This window comes from Anoxybacillus dikiliensis, assembly GCF_050613275.1.
In the GTDB taxonomy this organism is placed as follows: Bacteria; Bacillota; Bacilli; order Bacillales; family Anoxybacillaceae; genus Anoxybacillus.
Genome location: NZ_CP187112.1, coordinates 1,069,276 through 1,092,598 on the forward strand (window position 1 = coordinate 1,069,276; position 23,323 = coordinate 1,092,598).

The 23,323-nt window shown below is 43.0% G+C and carries 21 protein-coding genes; all 21 read left to right on the forward strand.

The genetic code is table 11. From position 1 onward, the window contains the following. Positions 1–7: 7 nt before the first annotated feature. The 21 genes from ACPF7I_RS05725 to dapA all read left to right on the forward strand — a co-directional run bounded on the left by ACPF7I_RS05725 (position 8) and on the right by dapA (position 23,274). Positions 8–1,702, forward strand: a complete 1,695-nt coding sequence (locus ACPF7I_RS05725) for a proline--tRNA ligase (protein ID WP_430744313.1) — start codon at positions 8–10, stop codon at positions 1,700–1,702. A gap of 101 nt (positions 1,703–1,803) precedes the next feature. Beyond that, positions 1,804–6,093 (forward strand): PolC-type DNA polymerase III, encoded by a 4,290-nt coding sequence (locus tag ACPF7I_RS05730; protein ID WP_430744312.1) that lies wholly within the window; start codon positions 1,804–1,806, stop codon positions 6,091–6,093. Between the two features lie 149 nt (positions 6,094–6,242). Then, a complete protein-coding gene (rimP, locus tag ACPF7I_RS05735) occupies positions 6,243–6,713 on the forward strand; it encodes a ribosome maturation factor RimP (RefSeq protein WP_430744311.1) in 471 nt (156 codons plus the stop codon). Positions 6,714–6,740: 27 nt separating this feature from the next. Beyond that, positions 6,741–7,844, forward strand: coding sequence for a transcription termination factor NusA (nusA, locus tag ACPF7I_RS05740; RefSeq protein WP_006322329.1), 1,104 nt, complete (start codon positions 6,741–6,743; stop codon positions 7,842–7,844). Position 7,845: 1 nt separating this feature from the next. Then, entirely contained in the window at positions 7,846–8,130 is a 285-nt protein-coding gene (gene rnpM / locus ACPF7I_RS05745; RefSeq protein ID WP_009732926.1) for an RNase P modulator RnpM, read from the forward strand. Next, on the forward strand, positions 8,120–8,419 hold the full coding sequence (locus ACPF7I_RS05750; protein WP_430744310.1) for a YlxQ family RNA-binding protein: 300 nt from the start codon (positions 8,120–8,122) through the stop codon (positions 8,417–8,419). Before rnpM ends, ACPF7I_RS05750 begins: the two co-directional genes overlap by 11 nt. A gap of 18 nt (positions 8,420–8,437) precedes the next feature. Further along, positions 8,438–10,621, forward strand: a complete 2,184-nt coding sequence (gene infB, locus ACPF7I_RS05755; RefSeq protein WP_430744309.1) for a translation initiation factor IF-2 — start codon at positions 8,438–8,440, stop codon at positions 10,619–10,621. Then, complete coding sequence (locus ACPF7I_RS05760; RefSeq protein WP_006322304.1) at positions 10,618–10,896, forward strand: DUF503 domain-containing protein; 279 nt, start codon at positions 10,618–10,620, stop codon at positions 10,894–10,896. The genes infB and ACPF7I_RS05760 overlap by 4 nt, the downstream gene beginning before the upstream one ends. Before the next feature lie 14 nt (positions 10,897–10,910). Then, positions 10,911–11,270 (forward strand): 30S ribosome-binding factor RbfA, encoded by a 360-nt coding sequence (gene rbfA, locus ACPF7I_RS05765; protein ID WP_003394813.1) that lies wholly within the window; start codon positions 10,911–10,913, stop codon positions 11,268–11,270. Between the two features lie 47 nt (positions 11,271–11,317). Continuing rightward, positions 11,318–12,214, forward strand: coding sequence for a tRNA pseudouridine(55) synthase TruB (gene truB / locus ACPF7I_RS05770; RefSeq protein ID WP_430744308.1), 897 nt, complete (start codon positions 11,318–11,320; stop codon positions 12,212–12,214). A gap of 9 nt (positions 12,215–12,223) precedes the next feature. After that, complete coding sequence (gene ribF / locus ACPF7I_RS05775) at positions 12,224–13,195, forward strand: bifunctional riboflavin kinase/FAD synthetase (RefSeq protein WP_430744307.1); 972 nt, start codon at positions 12,224–12,226, stop codon at positions 13,193–13,195. Between the two features lie 82 nt (positions 13,196–13,277). Continuing rightward, positions 13,278–13,547, forward strand: coding sequence for a 30S ribosomal protein S15 (rpsO, locus tag ACPF7I_RS05780; RefSeq protein WP_003394805.1), 270 nt, complete (start codon positions 13,278–13,280; stop codon positions 13,545–13,547). A gap of 109 nt (positions 13,548–13,656) precedes the next feature. Beyond that, complete coding sequence (gene pnp, locus ACPF7I_RS05785) at positions 13,657–15,765, forward strand: polyribonucleotide nucleotidyltransferase (protein WP_430744306.1); 2,109 nt, start codon at positions 13,657–13,659, stop codon at positions 15,763–15,765. 119 nt (positions 15,766–15,884) lie between these two features. Beyond that, a complete protein-coding gene (locus ACPF7I_RS05790) occupies positions 15,885–16,847 on the forward strand; it encodes a polysaccharide deacetylase family protein (protein ID WP_430744305.1) in 963 nt (320 codons plus the stop codon). After that, positions 16,840–18,081 (forward strand): M16 family metallopeptidase, encoded by a 1,242-nt coding sequence (locus tag ACPF7I_RS05795; protein WP_430744304.1) that lies wholly within the window; start codon positions 16,840–16,842, stop codon positions 18,079–18,081. Before ACPF7I_RS05790 ends, ACPF7I_RS05795 begins: the two co-directional genes overlap by 8 nt. Positions 18,082–18,140: 59 nt before the next feature. Next, positions 18,141–18,377, forward strand: coding sequence for a YlmC/YmxH family sporulation protein (locus ACPF7I_RS05800; protein WP_042533903.1), 237 nt, complete (start codon positions 18,141–18,143; stop codon positions 18,375–18,377). 115 nt (positions 18,378–18,492) lie between these two features. Then, positions 18,493–19,395 carry a dipicolinic acid synthetase subunit A gene (dpaA, locus tag ACPF7I_RS05805; RefSeq protein ID WP_430744303.1) on the forward strand — a complete coding sequence of 301 codons (903 nt, stop codon included), beginning with the start codon at positions 18,493–18,495 and terminating at the stop codon, positions 19,393–19,395. Beyond that, on the forward strand, positions 19,392–19,985 hold the full coding sequence (gene dpaB, locus ACPF7I_RS05810) for a dipicolinate synthase subunit B (protein WP_043967704.1): 594 nt from the start codon (positions 19,392–19,394) through the stop codon (positions 19,983–19,985). Before dpaA ends, dpaB begins: the two co-directional genes overlap by 4 nt. A 105-nt stretch (positions 19,986–20,090) precedes the next feature. Further along, positions 20,091–21,140, forward strand: coding sequence for an aspartate-semialdehyde dehydrogenase (gene asd, locus ACPF7I_RS05815; RefSeq protein WP_430744302.1), 1,050 nt, complete (start codon positions 20,091–20,093; stop codon positions 21,138–21,140). 22 nt (positions 21,141–21,162) lie between these two features. Beyond that, the gene (dapG, locus tag ACPF7I_RS05820) at positions 21,163–22,392 is read left to right on the forward strand and encodes an aspartate kinase (protein ID WP_430744301.1); all 1,230 of its coding nucleotides are present in this window, start codon (positions 21,163–21,165) and stop codon (positions 22,390–22,392) included. A 12-nt stretch (positions 22,393–22,404) separates the two neighbouring features. After that, a complete protein-coding gene (dapA, locus tag ACPF7I_RS05825; protein ID WP_430744300.1) occupies positions 22,405–23,274 on the forward strand; it encodes a 4-hydroxy-tetrahydrodipicolinate synthase in 870 nt (289 codons plus the stop codon). Positions 23,275–23,323: the final 49 nt, after the last annotated feature.

Genomic DNA, 23,323 nt, shown 5'->3' on the forward strand with positions numbered 1-23,323 from the left:
AAAAAAGATGAAACAAAGTATGTCGTTTATTCCTACATTACGTGAAGTGCCGGCAGATGCGGAAATTAAAAGCCATCAACTGCTGCTTCGTGCCGGCTTTATTCGCCAAAATGCAAGCGGCGTGTACAGCTTTTTGCCACTTGGTAAACGCGTGCTGCAAAAAATTGAAGCGATCATTCGCGAAGAAATGGAGCGCGCAGGTGCTGTTGAACTACTCATGCCAGCGCTTCAACAAGCAGAATTATGGCAAGAATCAGGTCGTTGGTATTCATACGGACCAGAATTAATGCGTTTAAAAGATCGCCACGATCGCGACTTTGCGCTCGGTGCGACACATGAAGAAGTCATTACGGCCCTCGTTCGTGATGAAGTAAAATCGTATAAACGGCTACCGCTTACGCTTTATCAAATTCAAACGAAGTTTCGCGACGAAAAACGTCCGCGCTTCGGTTTGCTTCGCGGTCGCGAATTTATTATGAAAGATGCGTATTCATTTCACGCTTCACAAGAAAGTTTAGACGAAGTGTACAATAAAATGTACGAAGCGTATGCAAACGTGTTCCGACGCTGCGGATTAAATTTCCGTGCCGTCATTGCGGACTCTGGTGCAATGGGGGGCAAAGATACGCATGAATTTATGGTTTTATCCGATGTTGGTGAAGACACGATCGCATATTCAGATTCGTCTGATTATGCAGCAAACATTGAAATGGCGCCGGTGATTACGACTTATGAGCGAAGTGATGAACCGCATGCACCGCTTGAGAAAGTGCATACACCAGAACAACGTTCGATTGAAGAAGTGAGTCAATTCCTTCAAGTGCCAAAAGAAAAATGTATCAAGTCGTTATTATTTAAAGTAGACGATCGGTATGTCCTTGTTCTTGTGCGCGGTGATCATGAAGTCAATGATGTAAAAGTAAAAAATATATTAGAAGCGACTGTTGTAGAATTAGCAACACCAGATGAAACGAAGCAGGTAATGAACTGCGAAGTTGGTTCACTTGGACCAATTGGCGTTCGCAACGATGTGCTCGTTTTAGCTGACCATGCGGTGAAAGCAATTGTTAACGGTGTATGTGGAGCGAATGAAGCGCACTACCATTATAAAGGGGTCAATCCAGATCGTGATTTTGCTGCGCAATATGCCGATGTTCGTTTCATTCAAGAAGGAGATCCGTCACCAGATGGGAAAGGGACGATTCGTTTCGCGCGCGGAATTGAAGTTGGACACGTATTTAAACTTGGGACGCGTTATAGTGAAGCGATGAATGCAACATATTTAGACGAAAATGGGCGCACGCAGCCGATGATTATGGGGTGCTATGGCATTGGTGTATCCCGCACGCTTGCGGCAATCGCAGAGCAATATAACGATGAGCATGGACTCATATGGCCGACAGCAGTTGCTCCGTTCCATGTTCATCTCATTTCTGTCAACCCAAAAGTGGACGAGCAACGAGAGCTTGCCGATGAATGGTATGACCGTTTACAACAAGAAGGATTTGAAGTACTGTATGACGATCGTGCCGAGCGTCCAGGAGTCAAATTCGCTGACAGCGATTTAATTGGGTTACCTGTGCGTGTAACGGTCGGAAAACGTGCAAATGAAGGGATCGTTGAAGTAAAAGTACGAAAAACAGGTGAAACAGAAGAAGTACACGTGTCGCAATTAGTCGAAACGTTGCGCCGTTACTTATAGGCAGAGAGGGGGATCCCCCCTCTTTCTGTCGTCTATCGCTCCCAAACGATGTATAAAAAAGAAAGGGAGGTGTACCGTTACATTTTTTGTAACGAACAACGATGAGAGAAGAACAAAAAGAACGATTTTCTATTTTACTACAACAGCTACAACTTTCTTCACATATGGCAGATGACTTATTGCATGGACGGATTGAAAAAGTTGTTGTCGACAAACAGATGAAATGTTGGCACTTTTATTTTCGATTTCCTGCGATTTTACGAGCGCACGTCTATGCAGAGTTTCGTAAACGATTAATGGAACAATTTCGCCATATTGCCGATGTGCAATGTACGATAGAAGTAGAGGATCAAACGTTTACTGCTGAAGATGTCGTGTCGTACTGGCCAATATTTGTTGACATGATTCAACAAACATCGCCTCTCTTTTCACTACTTACACAACAGCAACCGGAAGTAAAAGGAACGAAAGTTACTGTACAAGCGCGTAATGAAGCGGAAGCGATCGCGTTAAAAAAGCGATTTGCGGAAATGTTCGCTGCGACGTATGCTTCTTTCGGTTTTCCTCACTTGCAGTTAGAAGCGAGTGTAAAGCACGACGAGCAGCAGTTTGAACAATTTTTGGCGCAAAAACAAAAAGAAGATGAAGAACGAGCGTTGGCTGCGTTTATGGAAGCAATGCCGAAACAAGAAGAGTCTACTGTAAGTGAAACAAGCGGTCCGCTTGTGATCGGCTATCAAATTAAAGATGACGAACATATTCGTCCGCTCGATCAAATTGTAGAGGAAGAACGTCGCGTCGTTGTGCAAGGATACATTTTTGATGCCGAAGCAAAAGAACTAAAAAGCGGACGTACGTTATTAACGTTAAAAATAACGGACTATACAAATTCGATTCTTGTCAAAATGTTCTCACGCGATAAAGAAGACGCTGAGCTTATGCAGCGTGTAAAAAAAGGAATGTGGGTAAAAGTGCGTGGCAGCGTGCAAAATGACACATTCGTGCGCGATCTTGTGCTTATTGCGAACGATTTAAATGAAGTGAAACCAAATGAACGTCAAGATACAGCCGAAGAAAAACGGGTAGAATTGCACGTCCATACTCAAATGAGTCAAATGGATGCGGTTGCTTCCATTACAAAGCTTGTCGAACAAGCGAAAAAATGGGGGCATGAAGCAATTGCTGTAACGGACCATGCGGTCGTTCAATCGTTTCCAGAAGCATATAGTGCGGGAAAAAAATATGGTGTAAAAATTTTATATGGACTAGAGGCAAATATTGTCGATGACGGGGTGCCAATCGCTTATAATGAGGCGCATCGACGGCTAATGGACGATACGTTTGTCGTATTTGACGTGGAAACGACAGGACTTTCTGCTGTATATGATACAATTATTGAATTAGCAGCGGTCAAAGTAAAAAACGGGGAAATTATCGACCGTTTTGAGTCGTTTGCGAATCCGCATCATCCGCTGTCAGCAACAACCATCGAATTAACGAAAATTACAGATGACATGTTAAAAGATGCGCCAGATGTCGAAGAAGTGTTAGAAAAGTTTTATCGTTGGATCGATGATTGTGTGCTCGTTGCTCATAATGCGACGTTTGACATCGGTTTTTTAAATGCAGGATTTAAAAAGATGAATCGAGGTAAAGTAACGAATCCGGTTATTGATACACTTGAACTTGCTCGCTATTTATATCCAGAGTTAAAAAACCACCGTTTAAATACGCTTTGTAAAAAATTTAATATTGAATTAACCCAGCACCATCGCGCGATTTATGATGCAGAGGCGACAGCATATTTACTTATTCATTTGGTGAAAGAACTTGATGAAAAAGGAATTCAATATCTCGACCAATTAAACGAAGCATCGAAAGAACAAGGGGCGTTCCAACGTTCCCGACCGTTTCATGCAACGTTGCTTGTACAAAATGAAGTCGGGTTAAAAAATTTATTTAAACTCGTATCGTTTTCACATGTGAACTATTTTTATCGCGTGCCACGCATCCCACGTTCCGTATTGCAACAACATCGCGAAGGCATTTTAGTCGGATCAGGTTGCGATAAAGGCGAGTTATTTGAAGCGATAATGCAAAAAGGAATCGAAGAAGCGGAGGCGATTGCACCGTTTTACGACTTTCTTGAAGTACATCCGCCAGAAGTATATGCGCCGCTTATTGAGATGGAATACGTACGCGATGAAGCAGCACTCAAAGAAATTATTACAAACATTGTGCAACTTGGCGAACGGCTCGGCATTCCGGTTGTTGCGACTGGAAATGTGCATTACATCAATCGAGAAGATAAAATATATCGCAAAATTTTAATTCATTCACAATCTGGTGGAAACCCGTTAAATCGCCACGAATTGCCAAACGTTCACTTTCGTACGACGAACGAAATGTTAGAAGCGTTCTCGTTTCTTGGTGAACAAAAAGCAAAAGAAATTGTTGTGACAAATACGAAAAAAATTGCCCATTTAATCGGAGAAGTGAAACCGATTAAAGATGAATTGTACACACCGAAAATTGAAGGAGCGGACGAAGAAATTCGTCGGATGAGCTATGAACGGGCGAAAAGTATTTATGGTGACCCGCTTCCAGACATCGTTGAAAAACGGTTAGAAAAAGAATTAAAAAGCATTATCGGTCACGGGTTTGCAGTCATTTATTTAATTTCTCATAAACTTGTAAAGAAATCGCTCGATGACGGATATCTTGTCGGTTCACGCGGCTCGGTTGGCTCATCGTTTGTCGCAACGATGACAGAAATTACGGAAGTGAACCCACTTCCACCGCATTATGTTTGTCCGAACTGTAAACATTCTGAGTTTTTCGATGACGGTTCGGTCGGCTCAGGATTTGATCTACCAGATAAAAACTGCCCGAAATGTGGCGTGCGATACAATAAAGACGGTCACGATATTCCGTTCGAGACGTTTTTAGGGTTTAAAGGAGATAAAGTGCCAGATATCGATTTAAACTTTTCGGGTGAGTACCAACCGCAAGCGCATAACTACACGAAAGTGTTATTCGGTGAAGATAACGTATATCGTGCAGGAACGATCGGTACTGTCGCTGACAAAACGGCATACGGATTCGTCAAAGGGTATATAAACGATCAAAACCTTCATGTGCGCGGGGCAGAAATTGATCGTTTAGCTGCAGGATGTACAGGGGTGAAACGAACGACAGGGCAACATCCAGGTGGAATTATTGTCGTGCCAGATTACATGGATATTTATGACTTTACACCCATTCAATATCCGGCTGACGATACGAGCGCGGAGTGGCGCACGACGCATTTTGACTTCCACTCTATTCATGATAACTTATTAAAACTTGATATTCTCGGACACGATGATCCAACGGTCATTCGGATGTTGCAAGATTTAAGTGGAATTGATCCAAAGACGATACCGACAGACGATCCTGAAGTGATGAAAATTTTTAGTAGCACGGAATCGCTTGGCGTGACGCCGGAACAAATTATGTGCAACACCGGAACACTTGGCATTCCAGAGTTCGGTACAAGATTTGTTCGTCAAATGTTAGAAGAAACAAAACCGAAAACATTTTCGGAACTTGTACAAATTTCCGGGTTATCGCATGGAACAGACGTTTGGCTCGGCAATGCACAAGAGCTTATTCAAAATGGGACATGTACGCTATCTGAAGTGATTGGATGTCGCGATGACATTATGGTGTATTTAATTTATCGTGGGCTAGAGCCTTCGTTAGCATTTAAAATTATGGAGTCCGTTCGAAAAGGAAAAGGATTAACACCTGAGTTTGAAGAAGAAATGCGCAAACATGATGTGCCAGAATGGTACATTGAATCATGTAAAAAAATTAAATACATGTTCCCGAAAGCGCATGCTGCTGCTTACGTGCTTATGGCTGTTCGCATCGCATACTTTAAAGTCCACCATCCGCTTCTTTATTACGCATCGTATTTTACTGTGCGTGCAGAAGATTTTGATTTAGATGTGATGATTCAAGGGTCTGCTGCGATTCGTAAACGAATTGAAGAAATTCAAGCAAAAGGGCTCGATGCGTCCCCGAAAGAAAAAAGCTTGTTGACTGTGCTTGAAATTGCCCTTGAAATGTGCGAACGAGGATTTTCATTCAAAAATATTGATTTGTATCGTTCACAAGCAACAGAGTTTATTATTGACGGAAATTCGCTTATTCCGCCGTTTAATGCGATTCCTGGACTAGGGAAAAACGTGGCCCAAAGCATTGTACGCGCACGTGAAGAAGGAGAGTTTTTATCGAAAGAAGATTTGCAACAACGCGGCAAAGTATCGAAAACGATTTTAGAATATCTCGAAAGCCGTGGGTGCTTACAGTCGCTACCGGATCACAATCAATTATCACTCTTTTGAATGAGTTGCAATTTTTTTGCCAATATGTTATAGTTCTAGTGGAAATGGTAAAGATAATGGACAAAAAGAGTGGGGAAACCCACTCTTTCGTATTGATTCGAGATTCCTTGCCAACCGCAAGGGATTTTCTTGCAGTTAGGAGGACCAACATGAAAAAAGTCACGCACATCGTTGAGGAGCTCGTTACCCCGATCGTGACAGATATGGGGTTAGAACTTGTCGACATTGAATATGTGAAAGAAGGAAAGAATTGGTTTTTGCGCGTCTTTATTGATTCACCAACTGGAATTGATATCGATCAATGCGGTGTCGTAAGCGAGCGATTAAGTGAAAAGCTTGATGAAATCGATCCGATTCCGCACAATTATTTTTTAGAAGTATCGTCACCGGGGGCAGAACGTCCGCTTAAAAAGGCGAAAGATTTCGAACGCGCCGTTGGGAAAAATGTTTATGTGAAAACGTATGAGCCAATTGATGGCCAAAAAGAATTTGAAGGACTATTAACTGCATTTGATGGTCAAACGGTGACCGTAGAAGTAAAAGTCAAAACAAAGAAAAAAATGGTGATTATTCCATACGAAAAAGTAGCTAGTGCACGGCTAGCTGTCATTTTCTCTTAATTCACATTAAAGGGGGACGACCGGTTCATGAATACAGAGTTGTTGGATGCCCTAACGGCGCTCGAGCGCGATAAAGGCATTAGTAAAGAAGTGTTAATTGAAGCAATTGAGGCGGCGATTGTGTCCGCTTATAAACGCAATTTTAATCAAGCACAAAACGTTCGCGTCGATTTTAATCAAGAGACAGGAACGATTCGCGTATTTGCCCGCAAAGAAGTAGTCGATGAAGTGTACGATTCACGCTTAGAAATTTCGCTTGATGAAGCGAAGCGAATCAATCCAAATTATCAAGTAGGAGATGTCGTTGAAATTGAAGTGACGCCGAAAAACTTCGGACGCATCGCTGCGCAAACAGCAAAGCAAGTCGTCACGCAACGCGTTCGCGAAGCAGAGCGCGGAGTCATTTATGCCGAATTTGTTGACCGAGAAGAAGATATTATGACAGGTATTGTTCAGCGGACGGATTCGAAATTTATTTACGTCAGCCTCGGCAAAATTGAGGCGTTGCTTCCGGTAAGTGAACAAATGCCGAATGAAACGTATAAGCCACATGATCGCATTAAAGTGTACATTACAAAAGTCGAAAAAACGACAAAAGGTCCACAAATTTACGTATCTCGCACGCATCCAGGTTTGTTAAAGCGATTGTTTGAATTAGAAGTGCCAGAAATTTATGACGGTACGGTAGAAATTAAATCGGTCGCACGCGAGGCAGGGGATCGCTCGAAAATTTCTGTTCATTCCGATAACCCAGAGGTCGATCCGGTTGGTGCATGTGTTGGACCTAAAGGACAACGGGTGCAAGCGATTGTAAACGAGTTAAAAGGCGAAAAAATCGACATCGTTCGTTGGTCAGCGGATCCAGTTGAATTTGTCGCTAATGCGTTAAGTCCATCCAAAGTGCTTGATGTCATCGTCAACGAAGAAGAAAAAGCAACAACGGTCATCGTACCAGATTATCAACTTTCGCTTGCCATTGGAAAACGTGGGCAAAACGCTCGTTTAGCAGCGAAATTAACAAATTGGAAAATTGATATTAAAAGCCAGTCTGAAGCGGAGCAATTAGGTATTTACCCTCGTTCTTCATCATCGTTCCAAGTTGACGAAGAGGAGATTAGTGAGGTGGAATAATATGCCGAAAAAAATTCCGATGCGCAAATGTGTTGTCACAGGGGAAATGAAGCCGAAAAAAGAGCTTATTCGCATCGTTCGTTCAAAAGAAGGCGACGTATCGATTGACCCGACAGGAAAAAAAGCGGGACGCGGTGCATACATTACGCTAAGTAAAGAATGCATTTTGCTTGCAAAAAAGAAAAATACGCTTGCGCATCATTTGAAAGCGACTATTGACGATTCGATTTACGAACAGCTATTACAGCTCGCTGAGAAGGAGAATGGAGAAACAAATGAATCATAAACCGTGGGCCTCTTTTCTCGGATTAGCGAATCGGGCGCGCAAAGTTATTTCGGGAGAAGAGCTTGTTGTGAAAGAAATTCAGCGTCAGCGCGTGAAGCTTGTCATTTTATCGGAAGATGCGTCAGAAAATACGAGAAAAAAAATTTCCGATAAATGTGCATTTTATCGCGTTCCGCTTTGTTATGTAGACAATCGCCATGAATTAGGTGGAGCGATTGGCAAAGGAGCACGGGTCGTTGTAGCAATTACAGATGAAGGATTCGCACAAAAGCTAAAAACGATGCTCTAACATTTTGGGGGTGAATGTATGTCAAAAATGCGTGTATATGAATATGCCAAAAAACATAACGTGTCAAGTAAAGATGTCATCCATAAATTAAAAGAAATGAACATCGACGTATCGAACCATATGACGATGATTGAAGCGGATGTTGTCGAAAAGCTAGATCGTTCGTTCAAAAAAGAACAAAAGCAAGAACAAAAACAAGAAATGAAAAAAGAAGAAAAGAAAACACCTGTGAAAAAACCTGTTTTAGAACAGTTTGAAGAAGATGAGGATGAAGTCATTCAAACGAAAGTGCCGATCAAAAAAGCAGTAGTAAAAAATCGCGAAGGGAAAAAACACGACTTGCAAATTCAACAAAAAGAAAAGAAAATTTTCAATAACAAAAAAAATAAAAAACAAAAACCTCAGCAAGCTCCACAACAAGAAGTACAAAAGAAAAAAGAAAAAGAGCTTCCGAAAAAAATTACATTTGAAGGTTCTTTAACGGTCGCAGAGTTAGCAAAAAAATTAGGCAAAGAGCCTTCTGAAATTATTAAAAAGCTATTTATGCTTGGCATCATTGCAACAATTAACAAAGACTTAGACAAAGATGCGATCGAGTTAATTTGTTCCGACTACGGCGTAGAAGTAGAGGAGAAAGTTACCATCGACGAAACAGAATTTGAAACGATTGAAATCGTCGATAACCCAGAAGATTTAGTTGAGCGTCCGCCAGTTGTCACGATCATGGGACACGTTGACCACGGAAAAACAACGTTGCTTGACTCGATTCGCCATACGAAAGTAACAGAACAAGAAGCTGGCGGTATTACACAACATATCGGTGCGTATCAAGTGGTTGTAAACGGCAAAAAAATCACATTTTTAGACACACCTGGTCACGAAGCGTTTACAACGATGCGTGCACGCGGCGCGCAAGTGACAGATATCGTCATTCTCGTTGTCGCAGCGGATGATGGGGTCATGCCGCAAACTGTTGAAGCGATTAACCACGCGAAAGCGGCAAAGGTTCCAATTATTGTCGCGGTCAATAAAATCGATAAGCCAACAGCGAATCCAGATCGCGTCATGCAAGAGCTAATGGAATATGAGCTCGTTCCAGAGGAATGGGGCGGCGATACAATTTATTGTAAACTATCTGCGTTAACAGGCGAAGGGATTGACAATTTGCTTGAAATGATTTTGCTTGTGAGCGAAATGGAAGAGTTAAAAGCAAATCCAAATCGTCGTGCGACGGGAACAGTCATTGAAGCGAAGCTCGATAAAGGTCGTGGTCCGGTGGCAACTCTCCTCGTTCAATCAGGGACGTTACGCGTTGGCGATCCGATCGTTGTCGGTTATACGTACGGACGCGTACGGGCGATGACGAATGACCTTGGACGTCGTGTAAAAGAAGCGGGACCATCGACACCAGTTGAAATTACTGGATTAAACGAAGTACCGCAAGCAGGCGATCGCTTCATGGTGTTTGAAGACGAGAAAAAAGCACGTCAAATTGGTGAAGCTCGCGCCCAAAAACAAATTGCCCAACAACGAAGCGTAAAAGCGCGCGTTAGCTTAGACGACTTGTTTGAAAAAATTAAGCAAGGCGAAATGAAAGAATTAAATATTATTGTTAAAGCGGACGTACAAGGTTCCGTAGAAGCGCTCGTTGCGGCATTACAAAAAATCGAAGTAGAAGGTGTACGCGTCAAGATTATCCACTCTGGCGTCGGCGCGGTCACAGAATACGACATTATGCTTGCATCGGCATCGAATGCGATTGTCATTGGCTTTAACGTTCGTCCAGATGCGAACGCAAAACGTGTCGCGGAAGCAGAAAAGGTCGACATTCGTCTCCATCGCATCATTTACAAAGTGATCGAAGAAATTGAAGCAGCGATGAAAGGGATGCTTGACCCAGAGTACGAAGAAAAAGTGATCGGTCAAGCGGAAGTGCGTCAAACGTTTAAAGTATCAAAAGTTGGTACAATTGCAGGATGCTATGTGACAGATGGAAAAATTACGCGCGACAGTAGCGTCCGTCTCATTCGTCAAGGCATCGTCGTTTACGAAGGACAAATTGATACGTTAAAACGTTACAAAGACGATGTAAAAGAAGTTGCACAAGGGTACGAGTGCGGGATAACAATTAAAAACTTTAATGACATTAAAGAAGGCGACGTCATTGAAGCATATATGATGCAAGAAGTGGAGCGCAAATGATCGGATACGTCGAATGTGAATGCATCATTTACGACGTCCAATCATTGAAAGAAAAACGAGCCGTGTTGCAACGCATTATCACACGGCTCAAACAAAAATATAATATATCGGTAGCCGAAGTAGATTATCAAAACGTATGGCAACGAACGAAGCTTGGGATTGTTGCGATTACAGCCGAGCGAACGGCGACGGAACAAGAGCTACATCGGGCGTTACAATTTATCGATTCGTTTCCAGAAATCGAACGAACGGTTACGACATTTGAGTGGTTTTAATCGAGGTGATGACAATGAGTTTGCGAGCCACACGTGTAGGCGAACAAATGAAAAAAGAATTAAGCGATATTATCGGACGCAAACTAAAAGACCCGCGCATCGGTTTCGTTACCGTAACAGATGTTCGTGTAACGGGTGATTTGCAGCAAGCAAAAGTGTATATTTCTGTTCTTGGTGATGAAGAACAAAAGAAAAATACGCTAAAAGGGTTAGCTAAAGCAACGGGCTTTATCCGTTCAGAAATTGGTCAGCGTATTCGTTTGCGCAAGACGCCGGAAATTTACTTTGAAATTGATGAAACGATCGATTACGGTCAACGAATCGAAAGTTTAATTAAACAAATTTCCGAAGAAAAAGAACATAAAGAAGAATAATGGATAGACGTGCGTCTATCCATTTCCGCTATTTTAGAGGTGAAGCGATGGACGGAGTGTTATTGTTACATAAACCTGCAGGCATGACGTCACATGATTGTGTCATGCGCATTCGTAAGTTGTTCCAAACGAAAAAAGTTGGTCATACAGGAACGCTTGATCCTGACGTAAGTGGTGTATTGCCAATTTGCATCGGCAAAGCAACAAAAATCGTTGAACTATTAACAGCGGAGAGAAAAACTTATGAAGGGGAAGTGACGTTAGGCATAGCGACGACAACAGAAGATGCATCAGGTGACATCGTTTCAGTGAAACCGATTGAACAGCCCATTTTCCGTCATGACATTGAACGAGTATTTGCTAATCTCACAGGTGACATTGAACAAGTTCCACCAATGTATTCCGCAGTAAAAGTAAATGGAAAAAAACTATATGAGTATGCACGCGCGGGTATTGACGTGGAACGGCCGAAACGAAACGTCCACATTTTTGAATTGCTCCTTCTTGATGATAGACAAGTATTTACAGGTGAAAACATATCGTTTCGTTTCCGTGTGACATGTAGTAAAGGGACATATGTGCGTACACTCGCTGTTCAAATTGGTGAGCGACTTGGGTATCCGGCGCACATGTCACATCTTGTTCGCACAGCGTCAGGACCGTTTACACTCGATCAATGCGTGTCGTTTGCTGACATTGAACAGCATGTCGTAGCTGGTACAGCGCATACGTTACTTTTATCGATTGAACGAGCGTTAGTTCATTTCCCGACGTATGTCATGGGTAAGGAAGAAGAGAAAAAAGTAAAACATGGGGCGCTCTTACCGATTCTACCCTCTATGCCAGAGCGTCTGTTAATGGTCAATGAACAAGGTGAAGCGTTAGCGATTTATATGCCTCATCCGACAAAGCAAAGCTATATGAAACCTTTAAAAGTATTGTAGGTGAAGACGATGAAAACCATTTGGCTGTCCCATCCGTTAAACAAAAAAAATGATGACCCGCTTGTTATGGCGCTCGGTTATTTTGACGGCGTTCATCTCGGACATCAAAAAGTCATTCAAACGGCAAAACAAATCGCTGATCAATATGGATACAAAAGTGCGGTCATGACGTTTCATCCGCATCCGTCGGTCGTGCTCGGACGCTCACAGCAACATGTTCGATTTATTACACCATTAAAAGAAAAAGAAAAACAAATTGCAAAACTTGGCGTTGATTATTTATACGTTGTTGAATTTACGCCTGAATTTGCCTATTTGTTGCCGCAACAATTTGTTGATGAATACATCATTGGACTCGGTGTGAAGCATGTCGTGGCAGGCTTTGATTTTACGTACGGCCGCTTAGGAAAAGGAACGATGGAAACATTGCCGTTCCATTCCCGCGAACAGTTTACGCAAACGGTCATTCCAAAACAGACGTTTGGGGAAGAAAAAATTAGTTCCACATATATTCGGCAACGGTTAGCTGAAGGGGATGTTGAACAGTTACCCCATTTACTCGGAAGATGGTATGAAGTGACAGGCACAGTCATCCATGGAGATAAACGGGGACGAACGATCGGATTTCCAACAGCAAACGTTGCACTTGACGATGATTATATTATCCCACGTATTGGTGTATATGCTGTCACGGTAACGATAGACGACAACACGTGGACGGGAGTATGCAACGTCGGATATAAGCCGACATTTCGCGCCCAACAACAAAAAGATCCGTCGATCGAAGTGCATTTGTTTGACTTTTCATCGGACATTTACGACGCACATGTACGTATTCAATGGCATAAACGATTGCGCGATGAACGAGCATTTTCTTCCGTTCACGAGCTCGTTGAACAAATTCATCATGATGCTCAAGCGGCACGCGAATATTTTCAAAATCCCCTTGCATTTTATCGGAAAAACATGTATTCTATTTAGTGTATGTTAACCATTGCTAGGCAATACGAGTCACCGCCGTTTGCTTGGTAACTGGGGTTGAAAAAAGAGGAGGTGAACAAGGATGGCATTAACACAAGAGCGTAAAAACGAGATCATCAACCAGTTCAAAATTCACGAAACTGACACAGGTTCTCCAGAAGTACAAGTTGCTATCCTTACAGAGCAAATTAACAACTTGAACGAACATTTACGTGTTCATCGTAAAGACCATCATTCTCGTCGTGGTCTTTTGAAAATGGTTGGTCGTCGTCGTAACTTACTTACGTATTTACGTAACAAAGACATCAACCGTTATCGTGAATTGATTAACAAACTCGGATTACGCCGATAAGTAAAAAGCGGGAGCATTCCCGCTTTTTATTAGTATTTGCGCCGATATTTGCTTATACTAAAACAAATACGATTTTTTATTTGTACATAGAGAGGGGTACTCGGTTTATATGGAACAAGAAAAACATGTGTTTTCGATCGACTGGGCAGGTCGGCCGTTGACCGTTGAAATTGGCGAATTAGCCAAACAAGCAAACGGCGCTGTATTAGTGCGATACGGCGATACGGTCGTATTAAGTACAGCGACAGCATCGAAAGAACCAAAAAGCGTCGACTTTTTCCCACTAACAGTCAATTACGAAGAACGTTTATACGCCGTTGGTAAAATTCCAGGGGGATTCATTAAACGTGAAGGACGCCCGAGCGAAAAAGCCATTTTAGCTAGCCGTCTCATCGACCGTCCGATTCGGCCATTATTTGCTGAAGGATTTCGAAACGAAGTGCAAGTTGTCAGCATGGTGATGAGCGTTGATCAAGACTGCTCACCAGAAATGGCGGCGATGTTTGGCTCTTCGCTTGCGTTAACAATTTCTGATATCCCATTTGAAGGACCGATCGCAGGGGTAACAGTTGGCCGTGTGAACGGTGAATTTGTCATTAACCCGTCTGTCGCACAAATGGAACAAAGCGATATGCATCTTGTCGTTGCCGGAACGAAAGATGCGATTAACATGGTTGAAGCAGGGGCAAATGAAGTACCAGAAGAAGTCATGCTTGAAGCGATTATGTTTGGGCATGAGGAAATTAAGCGTTTAATCGCATTCCAAGAAGACATTGCCGCAAAAGTTGGCAAAGAGAAGATGGAAGTTGTTCTGTATGAACTCGATGCCCAGCTTGAAGCGGACATTCGTGCTCGCGTAGAAGGAGAAGTGAAACGCGCGGTTCAAGTCCCAGAAAAATTAGCGCGCGAAGCAGCAATTGAACAATTAAAAGCAGAAGTTGTAGCAGCGTACGAACAACAAGAAGCAGATGAAGAAACAATAAAGCAAGTAAAAGAAATTTTACATAAACTTGTCAAAGAAGAAGTGCGTCGCTTAATTACGGAAGAAAAAGTGCGTCCAGACGGACGAAAAGTAGACGAAATTCGTCCGCTTTCATCAGCCGTTGGACTTTTACCACGCACGCACGGGTCTGGCTTGTTTACTCGGGGACAAACACAGGCGCTTAGCGTATGTACGCTTGGTGCACTTGGTGATGTACAAATTTTGGATGGACTTGGTATCGAAGAAACAAAACGGTTTATGCATCATTACAACTTCCCGCCATTCTCAGTCGGAGAAACGGGGGCGATGCGTGGACCAGGGCGTCGCGAAATCGGTCATGGAGCGCTTGGTGAACGCGCGCTTGAGCCGGTTATTCCGTCTGAAAAAGAGTTTCCATATACGATTCGCCTCGTATCAGAAGTGTTAGAATCAAACGGTTCGACATCTCAAGCGAGCATTTGTGCGAGCACATTGGCGATGATGGATGCGGGTGTGCCGATTAAAGCGCCAGTGGCTGGCATTGCGATGGGGCTTGTGAAAAGCGGTGAACACTATACGATTTTAACAGATATTCAAGGCATGGAAGATCATCTCGGTGATATGGACTTTAAAGTAGCAGGGACAGAAAAAGGAGTCACTGCTTTGCAGATGGACATTAAAATTAAAGGTTTATCGCGTGAAATTTTAGAAGAAGCGCTGCAACAAGCACGCAAAGGTCGCCTTGAAATTTTAAAACATATGATGCAAACGATGAGCGAACCGCGCAAAGAGCTATCTAAATATGCACCAAAAATTTTAACGATGCAAATTAATCCGGATAAAATTCGTGATGTCATTGGCCCGAGCGGAAAACAAATTAACAAAATTATTGAAGAAACGGGCGTAAAAATTGATATTGAACAAGACGGAACGATCTTCATTTCATCTGTAAACGAAGATATGAATCAAAAGGCGAAAAAGATGATTGAAGATATCGTTCGGGAAGTAGAAGTTGGACAAGTGTACTTAGGAAAAGTGAAACGAATTGAAAAGTTTGGTGCATTTGTCGAATTGTTTAGCGGAAAAGACGGTCTCGTACACATTTCAGAATTGGCAGAGGAACGTGTCGGAAAAGTGGAAGATGTCGTTTCTATCGGCGATGAAATTTTAGTGAAAGTAACGGAAATTGATAAACAAGGCCGCGTAAACTTATCGCGTAAAGCGGTATTGCGCGATCAAAAAGAAGCTGAGCAATAAGAACGGAGCCTTGGGTTCACATTCCCTTGGCTTCTTTGCTGTGTGTAAATTTTTTAGCACTCGTTCTACCTTGTCCGTCTTGCACATACCCTCTTTATTAGAAAAGGAGGGGACGAAGCATGCGGAGAGCGCTCTTTTTAATTATCATGATATGTATGGCGGCGATCATCGTGCAAAATCCGTGGACGACGACGTATATTCACGAATTACGGCATATGACAGCAGCAAAACAAAGCGATCCGCTATACATTCAAATTATGGAACGGGCAAAACAATATAATATTCCTGCGCAAAATGCAAAAATCGATCGCGTTTGGAAGGCGATTCCTGGCTACAACGGATTAGAAGTAGACGTTGAAGCATCATATAAACAAATGAAACAGAACGGAATATTTTCCGAACAACAGCTTGTATACAAACAAGTGTCGCCTACCATTCATTTGCCGGATTTGCCTCCATCACCAATTTATCGGGGACATCCAGATAAACCGATGGTCTCTTTTTTAATTAATGTCGCATGGGGAAGTGAACATATCCCAAACATGTTACATATTCTTGAAAAATACAACGTTCGCGCCACATTTTTTTTAGAAGGTCGCTGGGTGAAAGAAAACCCGCAGCTTGCGAAAATGATTGTAGATGCAGGACATGAAATTGGCAATCATTCATACAACCATCCAGATTTAAAAACGATGAGTAAACAAGCGATTCGTGAACAAATGGTCAAAACAAACGATGCCATTGAAGCGGTGACAGGAGTGAAACCTCGCTTATTCGCTCCGCCAAGCGGTAGCTATCGCGACGATGTCGTATATATCGCTCATGAGCTCGGAATGTACACGATTTTATGGACGGTCGATACAATTGATTGGCAAAAACCGTCCCCGTCTGTTATAGTGGAACGAGTAACGTCTAAAGTGCATAATGGGGCGATGATTTTAATGCATCCAACCGTATCGACGGTACAGGCGTTAGAGCGGTTAATTCAATCATTACAAAAGCGAGAATATGTCATTGACAATGTGTCCACATTATTAAGTGAGGAAAGAATTGTAAAAAGTAGGAGGAAGGGACTTGATTAAAACATATACATGTCAAAATGGGGTAAGAGTTGTACTTGAGCACATTCCAACTGTTCGGTCTGTGGCGATCGGAATTTGGATCGGCACCGGGTCACGCAATGAAAACGAACGAAACAACGGCATTTCACACTTCCTTGAGCATATGTTTTTCAAAGGAACGAAGACGCGTACAGCGCGAGAAATTGCGGAATCGTTTGATCGCATCGGCGGTCAAGTGAACGCGTTTACGTCGAAAGAGTATACGTGCTATTACGCAAAAGTATTAGATACGCATGCATCATTTGCGCTAGATATATTGGCGGACATGTTTTTCCATTCAACGTTTGTAGATGAGGAATTACAAAAAGAGAAAAATGTCGTATTTGAAGAAATTAAAATGTATGAAGATACACCAGATGACCTCGTTCATGACTTGCTGAGCAAAGCAAGTTATGGCAATCATCCGCTCGGTTATCCGATTTTAGGAACGGAGGAAACGTTAGCGACATTTACAGGTGAGACGTTGCGACAATATATGCATGAAACGTATACACCAGATCGAGTTGTCGTCTCAGTTGCGGGCAATGTTGACGATTCGTTTATTCAACAAGTGGAGGATTATTTCGGATCATTTACAAGACAAAAAGGTAACGACGTCCATACGGCGCCAACGTTTTATCCGAATAAAATGGCGCGCAAAAAAGATACAGAGCAAGCGCACGTATGTATCGGATTTAACGGATTGCCAATTGGTCATGAAGACGTGTATAGCTTAATTATTTTAAACAATATTTTAGGCGGAAGCATGAGCAGTCGCCTTTTCCAAGAAGTACGTGAGCAGCGTGGACTAGCTTATTCCATTTTCTCTTACCATTCTGCATATCGCGACGGAGGAATGGTAACGATTTACGGAGGCACAGGAAGCCAACAGCTCGATCTTCTATTCGATACGATTCAACAAACGATCGAACAATTAAAACAAGATGGTATTACTGAAAAAGAGCTAGAAAATAGCAAGGAACAAATGAAAGGAAACTTAATGTTAAGTTTAGAAAGCACAAATAGCCGCATGAGCCGAAACGGAAAAAATGAGTTGTTGTTAGGTCGTCATCGCTCGCTTGATGAAATCATTGAAAGCATCGATCGCGTGACGAAGGAAAGCGTGGATCGGATGGCGCAAACGATTTTTACAGACGACTTCTCCGTTGCCCTTATCAGTCCAGAAGGAACATTGCCAAAAAGCCTGCAGCAATAAACTTGCAGGCATTTTTTTATGCCTTTTTTTCTACAATGATAAAGAAAGGGGGGCAACATGTGCGACTAAGTGAACTGAGCGGGAAAGAAATTGTCGATATGAAAAGGGCAGAGCGGCTCGGCATTTTAGGACAGACCGATTTAGAAATTAATGAGCGAACAGGACAAATTCAAGCGCTCCTTATTCCAACAACAAAATGGTTTGGTTTTCGGAAAGAAGGGACAGATATACGTGTACCGTGGAGCCGCGTAAAAAAAATTGGCTCTGATATGATTTTAATTGATATTGATGACTAGACACCTCAAGCGGGTGTCTTTTTTCATTTTACGCTCACCGTTTTATAACCGGCATCATAAGATGTGAAAGTAACGATGGGCAAAAAACTAGATGTATAAGAGGGTGAATGAACTCATGCTGACAGGAATGCACGTTGCGATCATCGGTGGGGACGCTCGGCAGCTTGAAGTCATTCGGAAATTGATGGAACTTGACGCGAAATTGTCACTCGTTGGCTTCGATCAATTAGACCATGGCTTTGCTGGAGTAACAAAAATGAAAATTCATGAAGTCGATTTCCATGATGTAGACGCCATTGTTTTACCTGTCCACGGAACGAATATGGACGGTGAAATCCAAACGGTGTTTTCAAATGAAAAAATGACATTTACAGAGGAGTTGCTTCGCCAAACACCAGCGCACTGCACCGTTTATTCAGGAATTACAAACGACTATTTAGATCGTGTCATCAAGTCGGTTGGGAGAAAGCATGTTCAACTATTTGAACGGGATGATGTGGCGATTTATAACTCGATTCCAACGGCAGAGGGAACGGTCATGATGGTCATTCAACATACAGATGTGACGATTCATGGATCGCGCATCGCTGTTTTAGGGTTAGGACGTGTAGGCATGACGGTAGCGCGGACGTTTGCGGCTTTAGGTGCCCGAGTAAAAGTAGGCGCTCGCCGATCCGAACACTTAGCGCGCATTGCAGAGATGGCGCTAGAACCGTTTCATTTAAACGATTTAGAACAACACGTGAAAGATATTGATGTTTGCATTAATACGATTCCTCATCTCATTGTGACCGCCAGCGTTATTGCAAAAATGCCTGCCCACACACTCATTATTGATTTAGCGTCAAAACCGGGTGGCACCGACTTTCGATATGCTGAAAAACGAGGCATTCAAGCATTACTAGCACCAGGGCTTCCTGGCATTGTCGCTCCAAAAACGGCGGGGCAAATTGTCGCGAACGTATTGTCGCAACTTCTTTCTGCAGATTTGAAAAAACGAAAGGAGAATAAAAAATGAACGTACAAGGAAAGCGCATTGGCTTCGGTTTAACAGGCTCACATTGCACATATGATGCGGTCATCCCGGAAATTGAAAAATTAATTGCTAAAGGAGCAGATGTCATACCGATCGTTTCGTATACGGTGCAATCGACAAATACGCGGTTCGGCAAGGGGGAAGAATGGGTAAAAAAGCTTGAAGAGATGACAGGCCATCAAGTCATTGATACAATTGTAAAGGCGGAGCCGTTAGGCCCGAAATTACCGCTTGATTGTATGGTTATTGCACCGTTAACAGGAAATTCAATGAGCAAATTAGCGAATGCGATGACAGATTCCCCTGTATTAATGGCAGCGAAAGCGACGATGCGCAATCATCGTCCGGTTGTTGTCGGCATTTCGACAAACGACGCGCTTGGTTTAAATGGCGTGAATTTAATGCGATTAATGGCAGCAAAAAATATTTACTTTATTCCGTTCGGTCAAGACGACCCATTTAAAAAGCCAAATTCGATGGTCGCTCATATGCCATTGTTGCTTGATACGGTAGAAGCCGCGCTAGAAGGACGGCAAATTCAACCGGTCATCGTCGAATATCGCCGTTCATAAATAAACAGTTGAAAGAAAATTTATAAAAAACGTCTCTCCTTTATGAACGAATATGCTAAAATAAATGATATTAAAATTGTCTATGAGTTGGAAGGAGAAGGAGAAATGGAGCAAAAAGGATTGCATGTGGCAGTTGTCGGTGCAACGGGAGCTGTCGGACAACAAATGATTCAAACGTTAGAAAAAAGAAATTTCCCAATTGCTAAACTATCTTTGCTTTCATCGGAGCGTTCAGCTGGGAAAAAAGTGATGTTTAAAGGTGAAGAAATTGAAGTGCAAGCAGCAAAGCCAGAAAGCTTTGAAGGTGTGCATATCGCGTTATTTAGCGCAGGAGGAGCAGTATCTAAACAGCTTGCTCCGGAAGCGGTGAAACGTGGAGCGATTGTTGTTGATAATACGAGCGCGTTTCGTATGGACGAAAACGTGCCGCTCGTTGTCCCTGAAGTGAATGAAGCAGATTTACATTGGCATAACGGAATTATCGCAAATCCAAACTGCTCAACCATTCAAATGGTCGTTGCGCTTGAACCGATTCGCCAGGCGTTTGGATTAAAGCGCGTCATCGTCTCAACATACCAAGCGGTGTCAGGAGCAGGGGCGCAAGCGGTAGAAGAGTTAAAAACACAAACGGCGAACATGTTAAATGGTCAGGAAGTCACACCGGAAATTTTACCGGTTAAATCGGATCGTAAACATTATCCGATCGCATTTAACGCCATTCCACAAATTGATAAGTTTCAAGATAACGGATTTACATTTGAAGAAATGAAAATGATTAATGAAACGAAAAAAATTATGCATATGCCTGAATTAGAAGTAGCAGCAACGTGCGTGCGCATTCCGGTCATGACAGGACATTCCGAATCTGTGTATATTGAAATTGAACAAGAAGGCGTAACGGTTGATGAGTTGAAAGCATTATTAAAAGAAGCGCCTGGCGTCGTATTGCAAGACGACCCAAGTGAACAGTTGTATCCGATGCCGCTATATGCAACGGGACAAAACGACGTATTTGTCGGTCGTATTCGTAAAGATTTAAATCGCGACACGGGGTTCCATTTATGGATCGTTTCTGATAACTTGTTAAAGGGTGCGGCGTGGAACTCTGTTCAAATCGCTGAAAGTCTTTTAAAATTAGGGCTTGTAAAAGCGTAAAATCATCATCGAGGTGTTGACGTTGAAAATCATCGTTCAAAAGTTTGGCGGCACGTCCGTTCGTGATGAACACGGCCGAGATTTAGCGCGCAAACATATTGAAAAAGCGCTTCAAGACGGTTATAAAGTGGTTGTCGTCGTTTCAGCGATGGGGCGAAAAGGAGATCCGTATGCGACGGATACGCTCCTTAGCCTCATTGACGGGGCGAATGCGCATGTGACAAACCGTGAAAAAGATTTATTGATGGCGTGTGGCGAAATCATTTCAAGCGTCGTGTTTACAAACATGTTAAATAAGTGTGGGGTAAAAGCGACAGCCTTTACCGGGGGGCAAGCAGGCTTTCGTACGAACAACGACCATACGAATGCGAAAATTATTGATATGCGTTGTGAGCGTTTGTTGCGTGCCTTAAAAGAGCACGATGTTGTCGTTGTCGCAGGTTTTCAAGGCGTCACTGAAAACGGGGATGTGACAACGATTGGACGCGGAGGAAGCGACACGTCTGCGGCTGCGCTCGGTGCCGCACTCGGTGCGGAATGGATCGACATTTTTACCGATGTGGAAGGCGTGATGACTGCAGACCCGCGCATTGTAGAAAACGCACGACCGCTTGATGTCGTCACATATACAGAAATTTGCAATATGGCGTATCAAGGAGCGAAAGTGATCCATCCTCGTGCGGTCGAGATTGCGATGCAAGCCAAAGTCCCACTTCGCATTCGCTCTACGTATTCCGATGCGCCAGGGACGCTTGTCACATCGATTGCGAAAAAAGGAAGCGATGTAAAAGAGCGATTAGTGACAGGAATTGCCCATGTTTCAAATATTACGCAAATTAAAGTGCCAGCAAAAGAGGGACATTACGATTTACAAGCGGAAGTATTTAAAGCGATGGCGAATGAAGGAATTAGTGTCGACTTCATTAACATTTCCCCAAATGGTGTCGTATATACGGTATCGAGCGACATGGCGGATCGAGCGATTGCTACGTTACAAAAGCTCGGTTATGAGCCAACCGTCACGCGCGGCTGCGCGAAAGTGTCGACTGTTGGTGCAGGGATCGCAGGTGTTCCGGGTGTGACAGCAAAAATTGTTACAGCATTATCGGAACGTGGCATTCAAATTTTGCAATCAGCTGATAGCCATACAACGATTTGGGTGCTAGTGAAGGAAGAACATTTAAAAGAAGCGGTCAATGCATTGCATGATGCATTTCAACTTGCGGAGCAGAAACAATACGATTTTAGTTAGGAGTGAAACATTGTGGTTCAATTTGGTCAAATTGCCACAGCAATGGTTACCCCATTTGACAATAAAGGGAACATCGATTTTGCGAAAACGACGCAATTAGTGAATTATTTAATTGAAAACGGCACGGATTCACTCGTTGTTGCTGGAACGACTGGAGAATCTCCGACGTTGACGACGGAGGAAAAATTGGCGCTTTTCCGCCACGTGGTCGAAGTTGTTGACGGACGTGTGCCAGTCATTGCTGGAACAGGAAGCAATAACACACGGGCATCGATTGAATTGACGAAAAAGGCAGAAGAAATTGGTGTCGATGCGGTCATGATCGTTGCACCTTATTACAATAAGCCGAATCAAGAAGGAATTTATCAACATTATAAAGCCATTGCAGAGAGCACGTCATTGCCTGTGATGGTGTATAACATTCCGGGACGGGCGGTTGTGAATATTTCTGTTGAAACGATTGTCCGCCTCTCGCAAATTCCAAACGTTGTCGCTGTGAAAGACGCAAGCGGCAATTTAGACGCGATGACAGAAATCATCGCAAAAACGCGTGACGATTTTATGTTGTATAGCGGAGATGACGGATTGACACTTCCTGTATTAGCTATTGGGGGAAGCGGTGTCGTTTCCGTCGCCTCGCACATTATCGGAAACGAAATGAAAGAAATGATTCAAGCCTTTATGCGCGGAGACAATGAGGAAGCGGCAACGCTACATCAGCGGCTGTTGCCGATCATGAAAGCGCTATTTGCTGCTCCAAGCCCTGTTCCCGTAAAAACGGCTTTACAAATGAAAGGGTTAGATGTCGGTTCAGTCCGTCTTCCGCTTGTGCCACTAACTGAGCAAGAACGTTTGCAGCTCATGCATGTGTTACAAGGTTAAAAGAAAGGGAATTCATCCCTTTCTTTTTTATTGTTGAATCAGTTATAAT

Coding starts and splice junctions, on each gene's coding strand:
- ACPF7I_RS05725 (WP_430744313.1), top strand. CDS start 8: ATGAAACAAAGTATGTCGTTTATTCCTACATTACGTGAAGTGCCGGCA.
- ACPF7I_RS05730 (WP_430744312.1), top strand. CDS start 1,804: ATGAGAGAAGAACAAAAAGAACGATTTTCTATTTTACTACAACAGCTA.
- rimP (WP_430744311.1), top strand. CDS start 6,243: ATGAAAAAAGTCACGCACATCGTTGAGGAGCTCGTTACCCCGATCGTG.
- nusA (WP_006322329.1), top strand. CDS start 6,741: ATGAATACAGAGTTGTTGGATGCCCTAACGGCGCTCGAGCGCGATAAA.
- rnpM (WP_009732926.1), top strand. CDS start 7,846: ATGCCGAAAAAAATTCCGATGCGCAAATGTGTTGTCACAGGGGAAATG.
- ACPF7I_RS05750 (WP_430744310.1), top strand. CDS start 8,120: ATGAATCATAAACCGTGGGCCTCTTTTCTCGGATTAGCGAATCGGGCG.
- infB (WP_430744309.1), top strand. CDS start 8,438: ATGTCAAAAATGCGTGTATATGAATATGCCAAAAAACATAACGTGTCA.
- ACPF7I_RS05760 (WP_006322304.1), top strand. CDS start 10,618: ATGATCGGATACGTCGAATGTGAATGCATCATTTACGACGTCCAATCA.
- rbfA (WP_003394813.1), top strand. CDS start 10,911: ATGAGTTTGCGAGCCACACGTGTAGGCGAACAAATGAAAAAAGAATTA.
- truB (WP_430744308.1), top strand. CDS start 11,318: ATGGACGGAGTGTTATTGTTACATAAACCTGCAGGCATGACGTCACAT.
- ribF (WP_430744307.1), top strand. CDS start 12,224: ATGAAAACCATTTGGCTGTCCCATCCGTTAAACAAAAAAAATGATGAC.
- rpsO (WP_003394805.1), top strand. CDS start 13,278: ATGGCATTAACACAAGAGCGTAAAAACGAGATCATCAACCAGTTCAAA.
- pnp (WP_430744306.1), top strand. CDS start 13,657: ATGGAACAAGAAAAACATGTGTTTTCGATCGACTGGGCAGGTCGGCCG.
- ACPF7I_RS05790 (WP_430744305.1), top strand. CDS start 15,885: ATGCGGAGAGCGCTCTTTTTAATTATCATGATATGTATGGCGGCGATC.
- dpaA (WP_430744303.1), top strand. CDS start 18,493: ATGCTGACAGGAATGCACGTTGCGATCATCGGTGGGGACGCTCGGCAG.
- dpaB (WP_043967704.1), top strand. CDS start 19,392: ATGAACGTACAAGGAAAGCGCATTGGCTTCGGTTTAACAGGCTCACAT.
- asd (WP_430744302.1), top strand. CDS start 20,091: ATGGAGCAAAAAGGATTGCATGTGGCAGTTGTCGGTGCAACGGGAGCT.